The following is an 18,374-nucleotide window of genomic DNA, read 5'->3' on the forward strand; positions in this document are numbered from 1 at the left end:
GGACCGCTCCTGTTGCGTGACTGGGGCCTGCGATGAGGTCGAATAATACAGGAACCGCACAGGGAAGCAATGCCCTTTTCATTCAGAGCATTTGACTTGCATTGCTTTCGCGCGCCATGGTATTTTTTCCGTTCGCCAATACCCGGGCCGAGGCCCACGCAGGAGATCAAGTGAACCAAAACAGAAGACTACCGGCGGAATGGGAACTCCAGGACGGCGTGCTCCTGGCATGGCCGCACGAGAACAGCGACTGGCTGCCGTATCTCGACCAGGTCCGCCCCGTTTTCGCCGCCATCATCACCGTCATCAGCCGCTTCGAAACGGTAGTGGTAGCCGCCGACGACCCCGAAGAGGTGCGTGAAACGCTTGCCGCAGCCGGGGCCGACCTCGAGCACGTACGCATCCTTCCCATCGACACCAACGACACCTGGGCACGCGACTTCGGCCCCATCACCGTCTTGGAAGACGGCGCGCCGAGGCTCCTCAACTTCGGCTTCAACGGTTGGGGGCTCAAGTTCCCCTCCGACCTCGACAACCGGATCAACAAGCAGTTGCAGGCGCTAGGCCTCTGGAAGGCCCCGCTCGAAACGGTGGGCCTCATCCTCGAAGGGGGGAGCATCGAGAGCGACGGCAGGGGGACCATTCTCACTACCGAAGAATGCCTCATGAACGATAATCGCAATCCGCACCTGACCCGCGAGGAGTTGGAAGAGGAGCTGCACGGGCTTTTCGGCAGCGACCGCTTCCTCTGGCTTTCCAACGGGTACCTGGCGGGCGACGACACCGACTCCCATGTCGACACGCTCGCGCGCCTCTGCCCCGACAACACCATCGCCTACGTGCGCTGCGACGACCCGGATGACGAGCACTACCCTGCCCTCAAGGCGATGGAGGACGAGATCCTCGCCTTCCGCACCGACGGCGGGCGGCCGTACCGCTGCATCCCTCTCCCCTGGCCCGGTGCGAAGTTCGACGAAGACGGGGATCGGCTTCCGGCGACCTACGCGAACTTCCTGGTGATCAACGGTGCCGTGCTGGTGCCGACCTACGACGACGAAAAGGACGCCGCCGCGCTGGTTGCCGTCGGCGAGGCGTTTCCGGGTTACGAGATCATCGGCATCGACTGCCTGCCGCTCATCCTGCAGCACGGTTCGCTGCACTGCGTGACCATGCAGCTGCCGAAAGGGACGCTTAAGTAGCATTAGAGGAAGGGTTGACGGCATTTCGTTCAGGATTAGGCTCGCCTCTCGTCCATCCCCTCTCCTCCGGGAGAGGGTGGCCGCAGGCCGGGTGAGGGCGCCGCTACCAAGAACGATCCTGCATGTGGCAACGCCCTCACCCCGGCCCTCTCCCGGAGGGAGAGGGGGCTCTATAACTAATGACGGAGAAATACATGAAAAAACTGAAAGTAGCCCTCGTACAGCAGGCCCTGCAGGAAGGGCGTGAAGCCATGGTCGCCGCCACCATCGCCGGGATCCGCGAGGCAGCCGCCAAGGGGGCTCAGCTCGTCGTGCTCCAGGAACTCCATACCGGCAGCTACTTCTGCCAGACCGAGGACACCGCCTGCTTCGATATGGCCGAGACCATCCCCGGCCCCTCCACCGAACAGTTCGGCGCAGTGGCAAAGGAACTCGGCGTCGTCATCGTCACCTCGCTCTTCGAGCGCCGCGCGCCGGGGCTGTACCACAACACCGCCGTGGTGCTGGAAAAGGACGGGAGCATCGCCGGCAAGTACCGCAAGATGCACATCCCGGACGATCCCGCCTTCTACGAGAAGTTCTACTTCACACCGGGCGACCTCGGTTTCGAACCGATTCAAACCTCGGTGGGCAAATTGGGCCTCCTGGTCTGCTGGGACCAGTGGTACCCCGAGGCGGCGCGCATGATGGCGCTTGCCGGTGCCGACCTCCTCATTTACCCGACCGCAATCGGTTGGGACCCGCGCGACGAGAAGGACGAGCAGCAGCGCCAGCTTGACGCCTGGGTGACGGTGCAGCGCTCGCACGCCGTAGCGAACGGCATTCCGGTGGTGAGCGTGAACCGCGTCGGTTTCGAGGCCGACCCGAGCGGCGCAGGCGCAGGCATCAAGTTCTGGGGCTCGAGTTTCGCCGCAGGCCCGCAGGGAGAGTTCCTTGCGCGCGGAGGCGAAGAGGAGGAGCTTCTGGTGGTCGATCTCGACATGGGTCGCAGCGAGGACGTGCGCCGCATCTGGCCCTTCCTGCGCGACCGCCGCATCGACGCCTACGGCGAACTGGTGAAGCGCTACCGCGATTAGCTTCACTTTTGTGGCCTGCCCCGGAACGGCATCAGGTTTCTACACGAAGCGCCGCGGGTGACCTCGCGCTCCCCCCTTCGCAAAGGGGGGAACGTTAGGGCATGCTCTCTGCTACGACAGTGACAGCATTGGCTCCCCGGAATTTCCTGAAGAACCTTTGCAAGGGGTGGGAACGTGATGCCAATGGTTACTGTTACTTCAGAATGAACGAGGTCCCTCCGTGAAGCCTGACAAGTCGCCACACCAAATGCTTCTTGACGCCTTGGCAGTCTGCACGCAGGAACAGCTGGCCGTCCTCCAGCTTCTCTCCGTCGTCTACGCGCCGATTTCCAAACACGTCCTGCTGAACCTCATCAAGCATGTCCCGTTGCCCGCCCCGCCCGGTCGCAGCTACACCGGCGCCGTACTTTCCGAAATTCTCGAAGAACTGAAGGCGTTAGACATGGTCGGAACCGGCGACCGCGGCGTCGCCTGCAATCCAATCATCGCCCATGCGGCGACGCTCGGCGCCCAGGCTGAGGGGCGCTTCGAAGCGATGGCCAAAACGGTCCAGTCCGAGATCCCCATGGTCTCTGAGTGGGGGAGCAGCTACTACCGCATCTCCGAACACGGCCTGCGCGACCTGCGCATCTGCTTCTACCGCAACGATACCGACGGCGCATTCGACGCCGCGGAAAGGTACCTGAAGCAGTTCCCTTACGAGGCGATGCGCTGCCACCCCTTCCAAATCGCCTGCTTCATGCCTTACGACGACGCATGGTTCCGCTCCCTTCCCAACGCACTGCAGGGCGCCGCTCTGCTCGTTCACGTTCCTTACGCCCGCCGCCAGATGATCCCTTGCGTCGCGCCGTTCAAGGCGCTCGCCGACTTGATCGCCTCCGATTCCAAGGCATCGTACCTGCTGCACGACCTGTACTGCCGTGAGCTTCTATGGCGCGGCAGGGTTGTTGAGGCAGAAGAAGAGGCACGCGAAGGTGCCAGTGCGGCACAGCTCGCGGTGCTCGGCTGCTGTTCCCTGCGGCGCGGATCGCAGCAGGACGCGGTCGACAGGTTCCGCATCGCGCTGACGGCGCTTAAGAAGGAGACGGGCAAGCGCAAGACCTTCTTCGAGGACGGCCTCGGCCCCTTCTTCGTCATCGCACTCATGGCGTCGAACGATCCGGCCATGCTCGATGAGGCGGCCGAGCACTGCCGCTGGGTTCTCGCCAAACGTGACTGGCCCGATCAGGACGTGTATTACCTGTTGCAGCTCGTCATCGCCGACCGGCGCGGCGAGGCGGGAATCAAGGAGCAGCTGGAAAACCGGCTCTATCGCAGCCAATCCTCCACGATCGAGACGTTCGTCCGCCTGCTCGCACTTTTCTGGTGTGGTTCGGAAACGCGAAAGGCCGAGGCGACGAAACAAAAGCATCTGGTCGCAAAGCTGCGGGACGCCTCCCAGCTCTGGCTTGCCGAAGACCTGGAAGTCCTCCTCACCGCGTGCGGCGTCCAATACGCGGCCGCCCCGGAGGGTTCTCAAAGCCTCCGGAAGCAGGGGCTCGTCCCGCTGTACCGCTGTCTTGAGCCGGTGGAATCCTGGCAAAGCGCCCTCGCGGCGCTGCTGCGTCTGAACAGCGCACCGCCGGAATCGGGGGCGACTGGATCGCAGTCGCGCCTCATCTGGCACTTCGAGGAGTTGCGCCACCACTTCCAGATTACGCCGCGCGAACAGAAGCAGGGAGTCAACGGCAAGTGGAGTGCTGGGCGCACCGTTGCGCTGAAACGGCTCGCGGAAGAAGCTGATTCTTTTGAATACCTGACCCCACAGGACCGCCTCATCTGCGGGTCCATAAAAAAAGAGAGAGGCTCCGGCTACTACGCGCGCGACAGCTACCAGATGGATCTGGACCAGGCCGTGCCGCTTATGATCGGACATCCGCATATCTACCTCGATACCGGCGCTTCGGTGCGGCTCGAACTCGTGCGCGGCGAGCCGGAGATCCAGTTGATCGCGGAAAAGGATGGTTTCACGCTTCAGCTCGTCCCGCCGTTCCAGCAGGGGCAAAAGCTTTACCTGCAGAAGGAAAGCCCGACTCGCATCAAGGTGTTCGAGGCGAAGGCGGAATATTTGAAGATCGCCGCCATTCTCGGCACCGGACTGACGCTTCCGGCACGCGCGAAGGAGCAGGCGTTAAGCGCGGTGAACGCCCTCTCCTCCGTGCTCACCGTCCACTCAGACATAAGCGACACCTCGATCGAAACTATCGCGGGAGACGTCACCCCATGTTTCCACCTGCTCCCGTATCAGGCCGGACTGAGGCTCGAGGTTCTCGTTCGCCCGTTCTCAGACGCAGGCCCCTATTTCCGCCCTGGTTCAGGCGGAGAGACCGTGATGGCCGAGCTGGACGGGAAACGGGTGCAGGCGAAACGCGACCTCAAACTCGAGGAAAGCCGTGCCGCCGAGGCCCTCGTCCTTCTCACCGCGCTGGGCGAAGCGGAGGAGAACGAAGGAGAATGGCTCGTCCCCTCCACCGAGAGTGCGCTCGAGCTGCTTTTGCAGTTGCAGTCCTTAGGAGAATCTGCGCGCGTGTCGTGGCCGCAGGGGGCGAGCTTCAAGATAAAGCAGGTAGTTACCCCTTCACGTTGCAAGCTTTCCGTGAGGCAGGCAAAGGATTACTTCGAGCTCTCCGGCGAGGTGAAGGTGAACGAGGAACTCGCCCTTGACCTTCGGGAACTGGTCGAGTTGGCGCGCGGTGCGCAGGGACGTTTCGTGCAGTTGGGTGACGGCGAGTTCATCGCACTCTCGGCGCAACTGCGGAGGTACCTCGATGACCTCGCCGCCTGCTGCGACCCGCACGGATCGACCTTCCGCTTCCACCCTCTAGCCGCAACGCTCTTCGAGGATTTCGCGGCGGACGCCGGGGAGTTCGAAGGAGACACGCAGTGGCGGACGCAGTTGAAAAGGCTGCGCGAGGCGCAGAGCTTTCGCCCCGAGATACCGAACACGCTGCAGGCCGAGCTGCGCGGCTACCAGGTGGAGGGTTTCAACTGGCTGAACCGCCTGGCATACTGGGGCGTCGGGGCCTGCCTTGCCGACGACATGGGGTTGGGAAAGACGGTGCAGGCGCTGGCCCAGATGCTCACAATGGCGGCGCAGGGGCCGTCGCTCGTCGTCGCCCCCACTTCGGTCTGTCTGAACTGGGAGAGCGAGGCAGCCAAGTTCGCACCGACGCTCAAGTGCATCATCTACGGCGGAAACAAACGTGAAGAGCTTCTGAAGGGGCTGGGACCTTTCGACCTCGTCGTCTGCAGTTACGGCCTTTTGCAGCAGGACGGCGAGCTGCTGGCCGCGGTGCAGTGGCAGGCGATCGTGCTCGACGAGGCCCAGGCGATCAAGAACATGTCCACCAAGCGGAGCCAGGCCGCCATGCAGCTCTGCGGCGCCTTCAAGATGGTCGCAACAGGCACCCCGATCGAGAATCACCTGGGCGAGCTCTGGAACGTTTTCCGCTTCATCAACCCGGGGCTTCTCGGCTCGCTCAAGCAGTTCAACGTCCGTTACGCCTCACCCATCGAGAAAAGCGAGGACAAGAAAGCGCGCCAGCGCCTGAAGCGGCTCATCCAGCCCTTCATCCTGCGCCGTACCAAGAACCAGGTGCTGGAGGAACTCCCGCCGCGCACCGAGATCACCGTCGCCGTCGAAATGGGGAACGAGGAAGCCGCACTCTACGAGGCGCTAAGGAAAAGCGCACTGGAGAACCTCGCCGGCATCGGCAAGGTGGAGGGAAAGGGAGAGCTGCACCTGAAGATCCTGGCCGAGATCATGAGGCTGCGCCGCGCCTGCTGCAACCCGCGCCTCATCCTTGCCGACAGCGCCATCCCGAGCTCGAAGCTCGCCGCCTTTGGGGAGATCGTCGAGGAACTCCGGGAGAACCGTCACAAGGCTCTCGTCTTCAGCCAGTTCGTCGGCCACCTGGAGATCATCCGCAAGTACGTGGAGCGGGCCGGCATCCAGCACCAGTACCTCGACGGGTCCACTCCGGCGCCGGAGCGTAAGCGGCGCGTGGACGCCTTCCAGTCCGGCGAAGGGGACCTCTTTCTGATCAGCCTCAAAGCAGGCGGGGTCGGACTGAACCTCACGGCGGCGGACTATGTAATCCACATGGATCCCTGGTGGAACCCGGCGGTCGAGGATCAGGCATCGGACCGGGCGCACCGCATCGGTCAGCAGCGTCCGGTGACCATCTACCGGCTGGTGTGCAAAGGGACCATCGAGGAGAAGATCGTCGGGCTGCACCAGCAAAAGCGCGGCCTCGCCGACAGTCTGCTCGAGGAGAGCGACCTCTCCGGCAAGGTGAGCGCCGAAGAGTTGCTGCAACTTTTGCGGGCGGACGGCTGAATTTCAGTCATTTATCGGAACTGCCCGTGATCCCCTCTCCCCCTGGGAGAGGGTGGCTGGAGGCCGGGCACGCCCCCCGTAGCTTTGCGAAGGGGGGTGAGGGCCTTGCCACGAGCGCGTATGACGCATCCGCCGACGCCCTCACCCCTGCCCCTCTCCCGGAGGGAGAGGGGTTCGACCGGACGTCGTACTTTCACCAACGGAGGGCACGACAATGGAAATCACCCTTGCCTTTGATGTCTACGGAACCCTTATCGACACGCATGGCGTCATCGTCGCGCTGGAAAGGATGATCGGGGACCGGGCCGCAGCCTTCTCGCGCACCTGGCGTGAAAAACAGCTCGAATACTCCTTCCGTCGCGGCCTGATGCAGAACTACGAGAACTTCGCCGTCTGCACGAAGGACGCCCTCGACTACACGAACGCCTTCTATAAAACCGGCCTGACCGAAGCAGAGAAGGAAGATCTGCTGGCGCTTTACCGGGTCCTCCCCGCCTACGACGACGTGGAACCCGGGTTGCAACGCGCCAAGGACGCCGGTTTCAGGATGTACGCCTTCTCTAACGGAAGCGCCGCCGCGGTGGAAACGCTCCTCACCCACGCCGGCATCCGTCAGTACTTCATCGACGTGGTGAGCGTGGACGAGGTGAAGTCCTTCAAGCCCAATCCCGGGGTCTACGCCCACTTCCTTCGCAGGTCCAGCGCGACCGGCGCAAGCGCCTGGCTCGTCTCCAGCAATCCCTTCGACGTGATCGGCGCCATCTCCGCAGGGATGAACGGCGCGTGGGTGAAGCGCTCCCCGGACGCGCTCTACGACCCGTGGGGGATCGAGCCGACTCTCACCGTCTCATCACTTGCCGACCTTGCCGAAAGTTTGAAAGACAACACCCGTTAGCATTCCGATACGCTGTAGCCGTCCGACTTTACGAAAAGAAAGGGAGAAGCCTTATGTGTCTCATCATCATCGATATCCAAAACGATTATTTCGCAGGCGGCACCATGGAACTGGTCGGCATGCCGGAGGCCGCAGCGAATGCGCGCCTGCTGCTCGACGCCTACCGCGCGGCCGGGCGCCCGGTCATCCACATACAGCATTTGGCCGCACGCCCCGGCGCCACCTTCTTTATCCCCGGCACGCCGGGAGCGGAGATAAACGATAGCGTCGCCCCCATTGCATCTGAGCCTGTCGTCGTAAAACATTTCCCCAACTCCTTCCGCGAGACGGAACTCCTCGATCTCCTCAAGTCGCAGCAGGCGACGAATCTCACCGTCTGCGGGGCCATGAGCCACATGTGCGTCGACACCACAGTCCGCGCCGCGTTCGACCTGGGCTTTACCTGCACCTTGGCGGCCGACGCCTGCGCCACCCGCGACCTCACCTTCGAAGGGCGCACAGTTCCGGCAGCAGACGTTCACGCCGCATACATGGCCGCGCTGTCGGTTCCCTTTGCGCGCGTCACAGCCACGGCGACCATCATCGAAGAACTCAAAAGTGCTTAGCCGGGCACGTAAATCAGGCGCAATCGCCGTCTCATGAAATGAATCGGAGCAAAAAGCTCATTTTCAGGTTATTATTAACCGACAAGAAAGAAAAACTCTGCCTCCACCGAATTCTTCGATAGACGGTGCACGGCCGTAACATTGGCGGGCTGTTTGTGAGCTACCTAAACCATTCCTATAAACGTGTCAGGATCATCGATCTCACCTTCTCATCCGCCTTGCTGCTTCTCGCAGCGATGCTGGTCCTTGCCTACCACATCAGGATAGAAGTGGCGCAGTCGAACAAACTGACGGAACACACCTACGAAGTGATCATGTCGGTCGACCAGCTCAACAACTCGCTACTGCAGGCGGAAAGCAGCAGGCGCGGCTATGTTCTGACGGGAAACCAGCAGGAGAAGGCGCGTTGCCTCTCCTTTTCCCAGAGAACCGAGGACAATTTTCAGGAGCTGAAAAAGCTGACCCTTGACAACGGCTCGCAGCAGGGGCGGCTGAACCGGCTGCAGGAGTACATGAGCCGCAAGCTGACCATCTTCCGTCTCTCCATGAACGACTACGACAGAAAAGGCTTCAATGCCGAGTCGCAGGCCCAGTTCACCGAGGAAGGGTCGACCCTGATGGGTTACCTGCGCAACGGAATCGAGGATGTGAAGAACCATGAGAAGGGGCTGCTGGCAGTACGGCGCGCCGAGGAGCGGACCTCGCTCATGGTCCTCACCATGGTGATCCTGTCGGGGATGTTCATATCTTTCATCCTGCTCAGTTTCAGCTACTACATCGCGCGCAGGGAAACGCGCAGCCATCTGCTCGCCGCCAGCGACCTTGAGTCCTCGAACCGTGACATCTCTGACCTGAGCAACTTGACTCAATTGCTGCAGTCATGCTCGGACTTCCAGGAGGCGCGCTCCATACTCTCGAGCTACGGAAGCAAGTTCTTCCCGGAAGCTACAGGCGGCATCTACCTGATCAACGCCTCCAGAACTTTGATGTCCGACCTCGCGGTCTGGGGCACGGCTGAACAGGCCCCCTTTTCTCCAGATCACTGCTGGGCCATGCGCCTTGGACAGCCGCACCTCTCGGCAAAGGAAACGGATGTGAGATGCCAGCACGTGGCGACAAAGGAAGGAGCCCACCTGTGCATCCCCCTTTCGGCGCACCACGAGACCCTGGGCACCCTCGATCTGCATCACCCAAAAGAGATGGCCACGGCGGAGCTCGAAAAATTCAAAGCAAAGGCCACGGCTTTTGCCGAACAGGTTGCCCTCGCCATACGCAGCCTTCAGTTGCGCGAACAGCTGAGGGAACTATCGATTCGCGATCCGCTCACCGGTCTGTTGAACCGGCGCCACATGGAAGAATCGCTGTTGCGAGAGATCAGCCGCGCCACCAGGACGAAGCAGCCGCTCAGCGTGCTGATGATGGACGTCGACCACTTCAAACATTTCAACGACACTTACGGGCACGAGGCGGGCGACCACGTGCTGAAGGAGTTCGGGCACCTGCTGCAGAAGCAGGTCCGGGAAAGCGACATCGCCTGCCGCTACGGAGGCGAGGAGTTCACCCTCATCCTGCCTGAAGCGGACTGCGACACGGCCTCAGACATCGGCAATCGGATCAGAAGCGCGGTAATGGATTTACAGCTCGTGGTGGGAAGGCAGTCTCTTGGGCGAGTCACCATTTCGGGAGGGATTGCGGTGTTCCCGGAGGATGGGGACACCATACAGCAGCTCCTGGCGCGCGCCGACGAGGCGCTTTACGACGCCAAGAAAAACGGCCGCAACCGCATCGAAGGAAGCTGTGCGGCCGCGGCCGTTGCGGCAAAGGAAAAGGCTGGCAAGTAGAGTGCGCCCCTACCAGGTCTGCGTCACCGTATCAGGGGTAACCACAAACGCGGCGCGCAGCCAGCTGAACTTCGCCTTCATAGAATCGTACTCCTCTCCCGAGGTCAGAAAGGCTGCCTTGCCGCGAATCAGGAAGCCGGCGCCAGGCCCGTGCAATCCCTGCACCTTGCTGCTCCCGACGGTTATGAGGACTTCGGGGTTGAATGCGACGTTGGCTTCGGTTTTCTGCATGTAGCCCGCAGGAATCAGCAGCTTACCGTCAGCGGTCACCCGGATGTAGCTGTTCCAGGTATTTACCATGTGCGGCCCGTCCTCACCCAGCGTGGCTATGGCGACTACTCCATCCTGCTTCAGTATCTCAAGCAATTTTTCAGCAACCATCTCGTTTCTCCTTCGTTGTTATGAGGGCATGACGCCCGTTGATTCAGGGATACCACTATGTTCATCCTAAGCGACAGTACTCCGCTTCCCTTCTATAAGCAGCTCTACAACCAGATCAGGGAGAAGATCCTTGCCGGCTCTCTCGCGCCGGACCAGAAGCTCCCCTCCGTCAGGGATCTGGCCGTGGAGCTCTCCACCAGCCGCAACACGGTGGACGCTGCCTACCTGGAACTCTACTCGGAAGGCTTCATCTACAGCCGCGAGCGCAGCGGGTATTTCGTATCACCTCTGGAGCGGGGATTCGCCTCAGCGCTCCCCTACCCTTCGCCCCGCCCTACTCTGTCAGGGGAACCGGATCACCTGCGTTACGACTTTCACCCGGCACGCCTGGCGCCAAAGACCTTCCCGGTCGCGCAGTGGCGCAACTGCTACCTCGAGACGCTGCGCGATTGCTCCGATTCTCTCACCACCTACACGGAGCCCCAGGGAGATTGGGCGCTGCGGACAAACCTGCGCGAATACCTGGAGCGGTCACGCGGCGTGATCTGCGACGAAGCGCAAATCATCATCACCTCGGGGCTGCAGCACGGTCTGGAGCTTTTATGCCGCGTGATGCGGGAACGCCGTCCATCGGTCGCGCTGGAAGAGCCCGGCTACCACCTGCCGAGGGCGGTGTTCGCCAACAACGGGTACGAACTGCACCAGGTCGCGGCGCACCCCTGCGGCATCGACATCGATCATCTCAGATCGACCGGAAGCGGCATCGTCTATGTCACCCCCTCGCACCAGCTGCCCTTGGGGCACGTGATGCCGGTCGCCAATCGGCTCAAGCTGATCGAATGGGCTCAGACGGGCGACAACCTCATCCTTGAAGACGACTACGACAGCGAACTGCGCTACCACGGCAAGCCGATCTCCTCATTGCAGGGGCTGCGTCCCGACGGCAACATCGTCTACCTCGGCACCTTTTCGAAGGTGCTCTCGCCGACCCTGCGCCTAAGCTACATGGTGCTGCCGCGCACCCTGCTTCCCGCCTACCAGGCAAACTTCGGGAACTACTTCTCCACGGTGCCGCTATTGGAGCAAAGGTGCATGGCGAAATTCATGGAGCAGGGGTACTGGGAGCGCCACGTGCGGCGCATGAGGACGCTGTACCAGAAAAAGCACGACATGCTCCTTGCCGCTATCGGGCGGGAGTTCGGCGCAGACGGCGTGGTGCTCGGGGCCGACGCCGGTCTGCACGTGGTACTGCGCCTTGTTTCGGAGAACCCTGGTGAGGCCGAGATCCTGCGCCGGGCCGAGGATAGCGGGATGCGGCTGGTCCCCTTCTCGCAGATGTGCGCCGGCACCCCACCTGCGGAGACCCATCTGCTGTTGGGATTCGGCGGTCTGCTTCCTGAGCGGATCGATGAAGGCGTCGCACTGCTTCGTTCCCTGTGTAAGGGAAGATAACGAAAACTCCAAAACGGCAACAGGTGCAGTTCCCAACTAAATCATGGGGGCAGAAGATACAGAATAGGCCGTTTCTTTTCCTGCAACGCTTGCTGCGTGACGACATCCCCAATGGTAAAATCGTGCAGGTTTCTATCTCTAAGCCAATCAAAGGGGGGCAAGCATGGCTTTACTGAGCAGGACCATCGCGGGGGCGCTGCTGCTGACGCTAGCCGCATCGACACAAATGGCATGGGCGGCCGCGAAGAGCACGAGTAGTTCAGGTGCAATCGAGCGGGGACGCTATCTCGTGAGGATCGGGGGCTGCAATGACTGTCATACGAGGGGCTATGCCATGGCTTCCGGCAAGGTTGCCGAAGAGCACTGGCTGACCGGAGACCGGCTCGGATGGAGGGGCCCCTGGGGCACCACGTACCCTGCCAACCTCAGAAACTTCATGGCGCAGATGACGGAAAAGCAGTGGCTCACTTTCGCGCGTACCGCCGAGACAAAGCCCCCCATGCCCTGGTACGACCTGCGCGCCATGTCCCGGGAGGACCTGAGCGCGATCTACCGCTACGTGAAGGCCTCCGGCCCAAAGGGCGAGGCGGCCCCGGCATATCTCCCTCCAGAGCAGGAACCCCAAGGCCCCTTCATCCTCTTCCCGCAACCGCCGAAGTGATATCAGGTAAGGCAGGAGTTGCCCCCTGCGGCTCCCGCCACCGTCTCATAAAATCCCTCCTCTGCTTGTATTGTCGTTGACTTGGCGCCGATCACCGGTGTATTAGAGTAAAATTCTAATAAGCTCCCGCTATCCTGACACAGAGACTTTTTGGGGGACGAGGAACAGGCAATGGACATCTCAATCACCGTTTTCTTCGCACTGGCAGCACTGGTCGTACTATTCGCCATAGGGATCTACAACAATCTGGTCAGGCAGCGCAATCAGTTCAAGAACGCCTTCGCTCAGATAGACGTGCAGCTAAAGCGCCGTTACGATCTGATCCCGAACCTGGTTGAGACGGCGAAGGCGTACATGAAACACGAGCGGGAAGCGCTGGAGGCGGTGATCGCGGCGCGCAACCAAGCGGCGGCATCGGAACGGCAGGCCGCGGCCGCCCCCGGCAACGCACAGGCCATGGCTTCCCTTGCCGGCGCCGAGAACGCCCTGAATGGCGCCCTGGGGAGGCTCTTCGCGCTGGCTGAGGCATACCCTGACCTGAAGGCGAACCAGACCATGATGCAGCTTTCCGAAGAGATAACCTCCACGGAAAACCGCGTCGCATTCGCCCGGCAGGCCTACAACGACGCGGTAACCTCCTACAACACCTCGCGAGAGCTTTTCCCCGCCTCAATCATCTCGGGTTCCTTCGGCTTCGCGCCGGCTTTCGTCCTCGAGATCGAGACTTCGGAGCGCCAGGCCCCGCGGGTCTCCTTCTCGTAGGAGCCTTGCATTATGAAGGATTTCTTCGCACGGCAGGAGGACGCCAGGCGTCAGACGGGACGGCTGCTTTTCCTATTCGTTCTGGCGGTGACGGCCGTCGTCTCCGCCGTCTACCTGCTGGCGGCCTTTCTGTACTTCTTCGTCGCTCTGAAGAACGGTACGAACATCAGCCTCTGGCAGCCTTCACTCTTCCTGTGGACCACCTTGGCCACACTCGCCGTCGTCATGGGAACCTCTATCTGGAGGATCATGCAGCTTCGTGAGGGGGGTGCTTCGCTAGCGGTGACGCTTGGAGGAAGCCTGGTCCCCCCGCATACCAACGATCCCAAAGAGCGACTCTTGCGCAACGTCATGGAGGAGATGGCAATCGCCTCAGGTGTACCGGTTCCCGAACTCTACCTACTGGAAAAGGAACGCGGCATCAACGCCTTTGCCGCCGGGATCGGGCCTCGTGACGCGGTCATCTGCGTGACGCGTGGCGCCGCCGAACTGCTGAGCCGTGATGAGCTGCAGGGGGTCATGGCGCATGAATTCAGCCATATCCTGAACGGCGACGTCCTGCTCAACATCCGGCTCCTCGGTTGGTTGGGAGGGATCCAGGCGGTAGCCCAGACGGGCAAAGTCATGGTGAACGGGGTGCGGCACGCGCGCGGGCGCGGGGCGGGAGCGGCTCTCTGCATCGGAGGCGCCCTCTACGTGATCGGATACATCGGTCACTTCTTCGCACAACTGATCAAAAGCGCCGTCTCCGTGCAACGCGAGTACCTGGCCGACGCGTCGGCGGTCCAGTTCACCAGAAATCCCGAGGGGCTGGCGGGGGCGCTGAGGAAAATCGGAGGGCTAGGTGCAGGATCGCGGCTGAACCACCCCCGCGCCATCGAGATGAGCCACATGTTCTTCGGCGACGCGCTGGAAGAGAGTTGGCTCCCGGCACTGGCGACGCACCCGCCGCTCAAGGAGCGGATCCGACGCCTGGAGCCACGCTTCAGCGGCATTTTCCCGAAGGTCGCGCCGCTTCCGATCCCCGAAACCGAAAAGATGCCCCAGGCAGTTGCGAGGCCCAAGACGTCGGCGGCGGCAGCTCAGCCTCTCCTTTCCGGTGCAGCGATCGCTGCGCTTCTCGAAACGGTCGGTGATCCGATGCAGCAACACCTCGACATGGCGCGCAGGCTGCTGGGCACGTTGACGCCGCCGCTACGCGACGCGACACGCACCCCGCTTGGCGCCGCGGCCCTCAGCTACGGTCTGCTGCTCGACGCCGATCAAGCGATCAGGAAGCGGCAGGTCGAGTTGGTGACCAACTTGGACGGGCACGAAACCGCAGCCTGCCTGGAACGGATCGCCCCTGAGCTCGACCTGATGCCGCTACAGGTACGCCTGCCGCTTCTCGACCTGGCGATCCCTGCCCTGCGGCGGCTTACTCCCGCGGAGTACCAGCGTTTCAGGAAGACCACGGACGCGCTTTCGACTGCGGACCGGCGCTTGAGCGTCTTCGAACTCACCCTGCGCCACCTGCTGCAACGCCACCTCGATCAGCACTTCTCCCCAGCGCCCTTCAGGGCCGCCCAGATTTACGCGTTGCGGGGCGTCGAAAAGGAATGCTCCTGCGTCCTCACCACCTTGGCCCGGGTCGGCAACCGGGACGAGGTTGCAGCGGCAGCTGCGTTCGCCTCGGGAGCGACGCTGCTGAACGAAAAAAAGACCGAACTCGTCTTCCTGCCGGCTGAGGAGTGCACCGGAGCATCCCTGCAGCATGCCTTCGGCGCCCTGGAGCGGACCAGTCCTCTCATAAAGAAGAAACTCCTTGCGGCCTGCCTCGCGGTCCTCGAGCACGACCAAGTGGTCAAGGTGGACGAGGTGGAACTCTTCAGGGGGGTAGCCGACGCGATAGGTTGCCCGGTGCCGCCTTGGCTCGCCCCGCTGCCGGACTGGACCGAACGCCATTGCGACAACTAGCCTCAATCCACCATCGGAGTCATCAATGTCATCAGTGAAACAGAGCGACCCCGGCGTGCTGCGCCAGGTGTTGGGTCTCCCCGTCATCGTCGCCGCCCTCGGCTACTTCGTCGATATCTACGATCTCGTGCTCTTCAGCATCGTGAGGGTGCCGAGCCTGAAGGGAATCGGGCTCGCCGGACAGGAACTGATCGACAAAGGGGTCTTTCTGCTGAACATGCAGATGGCGGGGATGCTGCTGGGGGGAATTCTCTGGGGGATCCTCGGCGACCGCAAAGGGCGCCTCAAGATCATGTTCGGCTCGATCTTCATTTACTCGCTCGCCAATTTGGCCAACGGCATGGTCGGCTCCATCGAGGCCTACGCCGCGTTGCGCTTTCTGGCAGGTGTGGGGCTGGCGGGCGAACTGGGAGCCGGCATCACCCTGGTTTCCGAGGTGCTGCACCGCTCCATCCGCGGCTACGGCACCATGATAGTCGCCACGGTAGGAGTCTCCGGGGCCATCCTCGCCAACTTCGTCGCGAAGCAGTTCGACTGGCGTACCGCCTTCGTCATCGGCGGAATACTGGGGCTCATGCTGCTCGTACTGCGCCTTTCCGTCGCCGAGTCCGGCATGTTCAAGGGGATGGAGGGGGCTCAGGTTTCCAAGGGGAACTTCCTCGCCCTCTTCACCTCCCGCGACCGCTTCGGGCGCTTCCTGCACTCCATCCTGATCGGGCTCCCCTCCTGGTTCGTGGTCGGCGTGCTCATCACCTTCTCGCCCGAATTTGCCAAGGCGCTCGCCGTACAGGGTACCGTGAACGCGGGGAACGCGGTGATGTACTGCTACCTCGGCCTGGTAGGAGGAGACTTGGTGAGCGGCGTACTGAGCCAGTTGATGCAAAGCCGCAAGAAGGTGGTGCTCCTCTTTCTGCTCCTCACCGTCTTAGGAGTCGCGGTCTATTTCAACGCCTTAGGCGTTAGCGCCGGCGCCTTCTACGGGATCTGCTGCCTGCTCGGCTTCGGCATCGGTTACTGGGCCATCTTCGTAACCGTGGCCGCGGAGCAGTTCGGCACCAACCTGCGTGCGACCGTTGCCACCACCGTTCCCAACTTCGTGCGCGGCATGACCATCCCGATCACCATGCTCTTCCAGGTGGCGAGAAAGAGCATGGGGCTGGAGGCAGGCGCCATCGCCGTCGGGGTGGTAACCCTCGCCATCGCGCTCTTCTCCCTGTCACGGCTGCAGGAAACCTTCCACAAGGATCTTGACTATTTCGAGGAGTTCCTCTGAGCCGTCACATCCAGGAAGCCTTCCCCTCGAGCCGGAATCCGTCCTCAAGAGTGGCGCCGCTCAGGGTGCCGACCTCGGCCTGGATGCAGATGAAGTAGAGATCTTCGGTGCCTGCGGTCCAGGAACGCGCCCCCTCCGGCGCCACACGCACGACACTCCCTTCACGGACCGGGAATTCTTCGCCGTCGACGCAGAAGGTGCCGTTGCCCGACAGGAAGATGTAGAGCTCCTCGTTTTTTCTGTGGGCGTGCAGAAAGGGCATCCCCTTCCCCGCCTGCAGGCGGTTCAGCGAAACCTCGCACCCGGTGAGCCCCAGGTTCTTGCCTAGGAAGTATTTACCCTTGACGCCCCGGAACTCGTGTTCCATAAGCGACGCGAACGGCCCGACCTCTTCGACTGCGTAATGCTTCGACTGCTCCGTCATGATCTTCTCCTTTGAGCGCGCCCTCACCGCAGCGCCGCCATCATCACCCGCACCACTTCCCTCGTTTCCGCCGCGCCCATCCCCCCCTTGACCACGGTCTTGATGCCTCCCAGGCAGGTGAGCAGGTAGGCCGCCAGCACGTCCGGGTCCTTCTCCGCCGGGATGTCGCCGTCCTCTTGCGCCGCGACCACGGCGCCGCGCAGCAAGGAGCGCAGCCCGTCGAAAGCGCGCCCCACCCGTGCGCCTATTTCAGGATCCTTGTGCGCCAGTTCCGTCGCGGTGTTCATGAGCAGACAGCCGCGGCGCACCTCGTTCGTTTCCGCCTCTGACCCTGCGGTGACAAGCAGGGTCTCGATGAACGTGTACCCGGAACCCGCGCTCCGCAGCAGAGCGCGCCACCGGTCCCCCCTCTGCTCGCAGTAGAGCCGGATGCACTGCAAAAAGAGATCCTTCTTGCCGCCGAAGCCTTGGTACAGGCTGCTCTTCGAAAGCCCCATCGCCTTCAGCAGCTCCTGCAGCGATGTCGCCTCGTAGCCGTGCAGCCAGAAGACGTGCATCGCCGCCTCAAGCGCTTCCTCGGGGAGGTATTTCAAGGGCCGTCCGGTCGCCATGGCGCGCACTTTAGGACCGGTCGGTCCAAAAGTCAAGAAGAGAATCGGGCTCCTCCCCGGAAAGGCGCAAAAAAGACGGCCCATCGGGCCGCCTTTCCTGTTTCCAGCGTTTGGTATGGCGCCGTCTGTCAGCCGGACACTTGGCGCGCCGAGTTGATGCGGTCGAGCAGCTTCAACTCCGGATAGACCTCGTCGAGGGCGACTATGAGCACCTGATCGAGTTCGGAGATGAGCGAGGCACGGTCAAACCAGTGCGCAGGCTCCGGCGGCGGACGGAAGATGGTGCCGCCCAAGCCGGCGAGCCTGCCGGCGAGGCTCCCCGAAAGGGCGCCGGCGAGGTCGCCGCCGAAGGAAGGATGGGCCGGTTCCGGCGGCGGACGGAAGTGAACCGGTTCGGGAGGCGGACGGAAAGTGATGCTGCCGAGCTTCAGCCGGAGCGCCTCGTGCCAGATGACGTAGAACTGATAGGTCCCGCTGCGCAACTGGTTCTCGCGTCCGGCGGGGAATTCCAGGAGTTTCGGCTCCAGCACCTCTTTCAGGAGCCTGTCGTGGAATAACGTCCCCGACAGGTGCTCGCCCAAAAGCGCCACCTCAACCTTCTTACCTTCATCCTCCACCTTGAGCGTCACCGGAAGAGTGGTCGTGAACACGAAGCCGACCTGGCTCGCCACAGCGTCGAAGGCGTGGTCGATCTCCACCTGGAACTTGCGCAGGTACTTGAGGATCGCCACCAGGTCCTCGAAATGTCTCACGACCGAGGTGTGCGCCGGCTCCGGAGGAGGGCGAAAACCGGACAGATCTGCCATAAATACCCCCTTGTCTTTTAGATTGACTGCCTCGCTGCCCATCTGTAGGGTCGA

At 62.2% G+C, this 18,374-nt stretch carries 15 protein-coding genes; 11 read left to right on the forward strand and 4 right to left on the reverse strand.

Going from position 1 to position 18,374, the window contains the following annotated elements:
* The first annotated feature begins 170 nt into the window (after positions 1-170).
* The 6 genes from D6Z24_RS05865 (at position 171) to D6Z24_RS05890 (ending at position 9,994) form a co-directional block, all read left to right on the forward strand.
* Positions 171-1,199, forward strand: coding sequence for an agmatine deiminase family protein (locus tag D6Z24_RS05865; RefSeq protein ID WP_129125633.1), 1,029 nt, complete (start codon positions 171-173; stop codon positions 1,197-1,199).
* Between the two features lie 194 nt (positions 1,200-1,393).
* Complete coding sequence (locus tag D6Z24_RS05870; protein ID WP_129125634.1) at positions 1,394-2,275, forward strand: carbon-nitrogen hydrolase; 882 nt, start codon at positions 1,394-1,396, stop codon at positions 2,273-2,275.
* Between the two features lie 220 nt (positions 2,276-2,495).
* Positions 2,496-6,653: a DEAD/DEAH box helicase gene (locus D6Z24_RS05875; RefSeq protein ID WP_129125635.1), complete on the forward strand. Its 4,158-nt coding sequence runs from the start codon at positions 2,496-2,498 to the stop codon at positions 6,651-6,653.
* 214 nt (positions 6,654-6,867) lie between these two features.
* Entirely contained in the window at positions 6,868-7,548 is a 681-nt protein-coding gene (locus D6Z24_RS05880) for a haloacid dehalogenase type II (RefSeq protein ID WP_129125636.1), read from the forward strand.
* Between the two features lie 53 nt (positions 7,549-7,601).
* Positions 7,602-8,153 (forward strand): cysteine hydrolase family protein, encoded by a 552-nt coding sequence (locus D6Z24_RS05885; RefSeq protein ID WP_129125637.1) that lies wholly within the window; start codon positions 7,602-7,604, stop codon positions 8,151-8,153.
* A gap of 155 nt (positions 8,154-8,308) precedes the next feature.
* Positions 8,309-9,994 (forward strand): sensor domain-containing diguanylate cyclase, encoded by a 1,686-nt coding sequence (locus tag D6Z24_RS05890; protein ID WP_129125638.1) that lies wholly within the window; start codon positions 8,309-8,311, stop codon positions 9,992-9,994.
* 9 nt (positions 9,995-10,003) lie between these two features.
* Here D6Z24_RS05890 and D6Z24_RS05895 read toward each other — a convergent pair whose 3' ends face one another.
* Positions 10,004-10,375: a pyridoxamine 5'-phosphate oxidase family protein gene (locus D6Z24_RS05895; protein ID WP_129125639.1), complete on the reverse strand. Its 372-nt coding sequence runs from the start codon at positions 10,373-10,375 to the stop codon at positions 10,004-10,006.
* 57 nt (positions 10,376-10,432) lie between these two features.
* On the opposite strand from D6Z24_RS05895, the gene pdxR reads away from it, so the two are divergent.
* From pdxR to D6Z24_RS05920, 5 genes are all read left to right on the forward strand, one after another.
* Positions 10,433-11,827, forward strand: coding sequence for a MocR-like pyridoxine biosynthesis transcription factor PdxR (gene pdxR / locus D6Z24_RS05900; protein WP_129125640.1), 1,395 nt, complete (start codon positions 10,433-10,435; stop codon positions 11,825-11,827).
* 163 nt (positions 11,828-11,990) lie between these two features.
* A complete protein-coding gene (locus D6Z24_RS05905; RefSeq protein WP_129125641.1) occupies positions 11,991-12,488 on the forward strand; it encodes a cytochrome C in 498 nt (165 codons plus the stop codon).
* A gap of 171 nt (positions 12,489-12,659) precedes the next feature.
* Positions 12,660-13,250 carry a LemA family protein gene (locus D6Z24_RS05910; RefSeq protein WP_129125642.1) on the forward strand — a complete coding sequence of 197 codons (591 nt, stop codon included), beginning with the start codon at positions 12,660-12,662 and terminating at the stop codon, positions 13,248-13,250.
* A 12-nt stretch (positions 13,251-13,262) separates the two neighbouring features.
* Positions 13,263-15,206, forward strand: coding sequence for a M48 family metallopeptidase (locus tag D6Z24_RS05915; RefSeq protein WP_129125643.1), 1,944 nt, complete (start codon positions 13,263-13,265; stop codon positions 15,204-15,206).
* A gap of 25 nt (positions 15,207-15,231) precedes the next feature.
* A complete protein-coding gene (locus D6Z24_RS05920) occupies positions 15,232-16,479 on the forward strand; it encodes an MFS transporter (protein ID WP_129125644.1) in 1,248 nt (415 codons plus the stop codon).
* Positions 16,480-16,483: 4 nt separating this feature from the next.
* On the opposite strand, the gene D6Z24_RS05925 is transcribed toward D6Z24_RS05920, so the two are convergent.
* The 3 genes from D6Z24_RS05925 to D6Z24_RS05935 form a co-directional block, all read right to left on the reverse strand.
* The gene (locus D6Z24_RS05925; RefSeq protein ID WP_129125645.1) at positions 16,484-16,903 is read right to left on the reverse strand and encodes a cupin domain-containing protein; all 420 of its coding nucleotides are present in this window, start codon (positions 16,901-16,903) and stop codon (positions 16,484-16,486) included.
* A 23-nt stretch (positions 16,904-16,926) separates the two neighbouring features.
* Complete coding sequence (locus D6Z24_RS05930) at positions 16,927-17,514, reverse strand: TetR/AcrR family transcriptional regulator (RefSeq protein ID WP_162605080.1); 588 nt, start codon at positions 17,512-17,514, stop codon at positions 16,927-16,929.
* Between the two features lie 128 nt (positions 17,515-17,642).
* The gene (locus tag D6Z24_RS05935) at positions 17,643-18,320 is read right to left on the reverse strand and encodes a hypothetical protein (RefSeq protein ID WP_129125647.1); all 678 of its coding nucleotides are present in this window, start codon (positions 18,318-18,320) and stop codon (positions 17,643-17,645) included.
* Positions 18,321-18,374 lie beyond the last annotated feature (54 nt).

Origin of the sequence: Geomonas oryzae, from assembly GCF_004117875.1 — a bacterium.
Taxonomy (GTDB): Bacteria; Desulfobacterota; Desulfuromonadia; order Geobacterales; family Geobacteraceae; genus Geomonas; species Geomonas oryzae.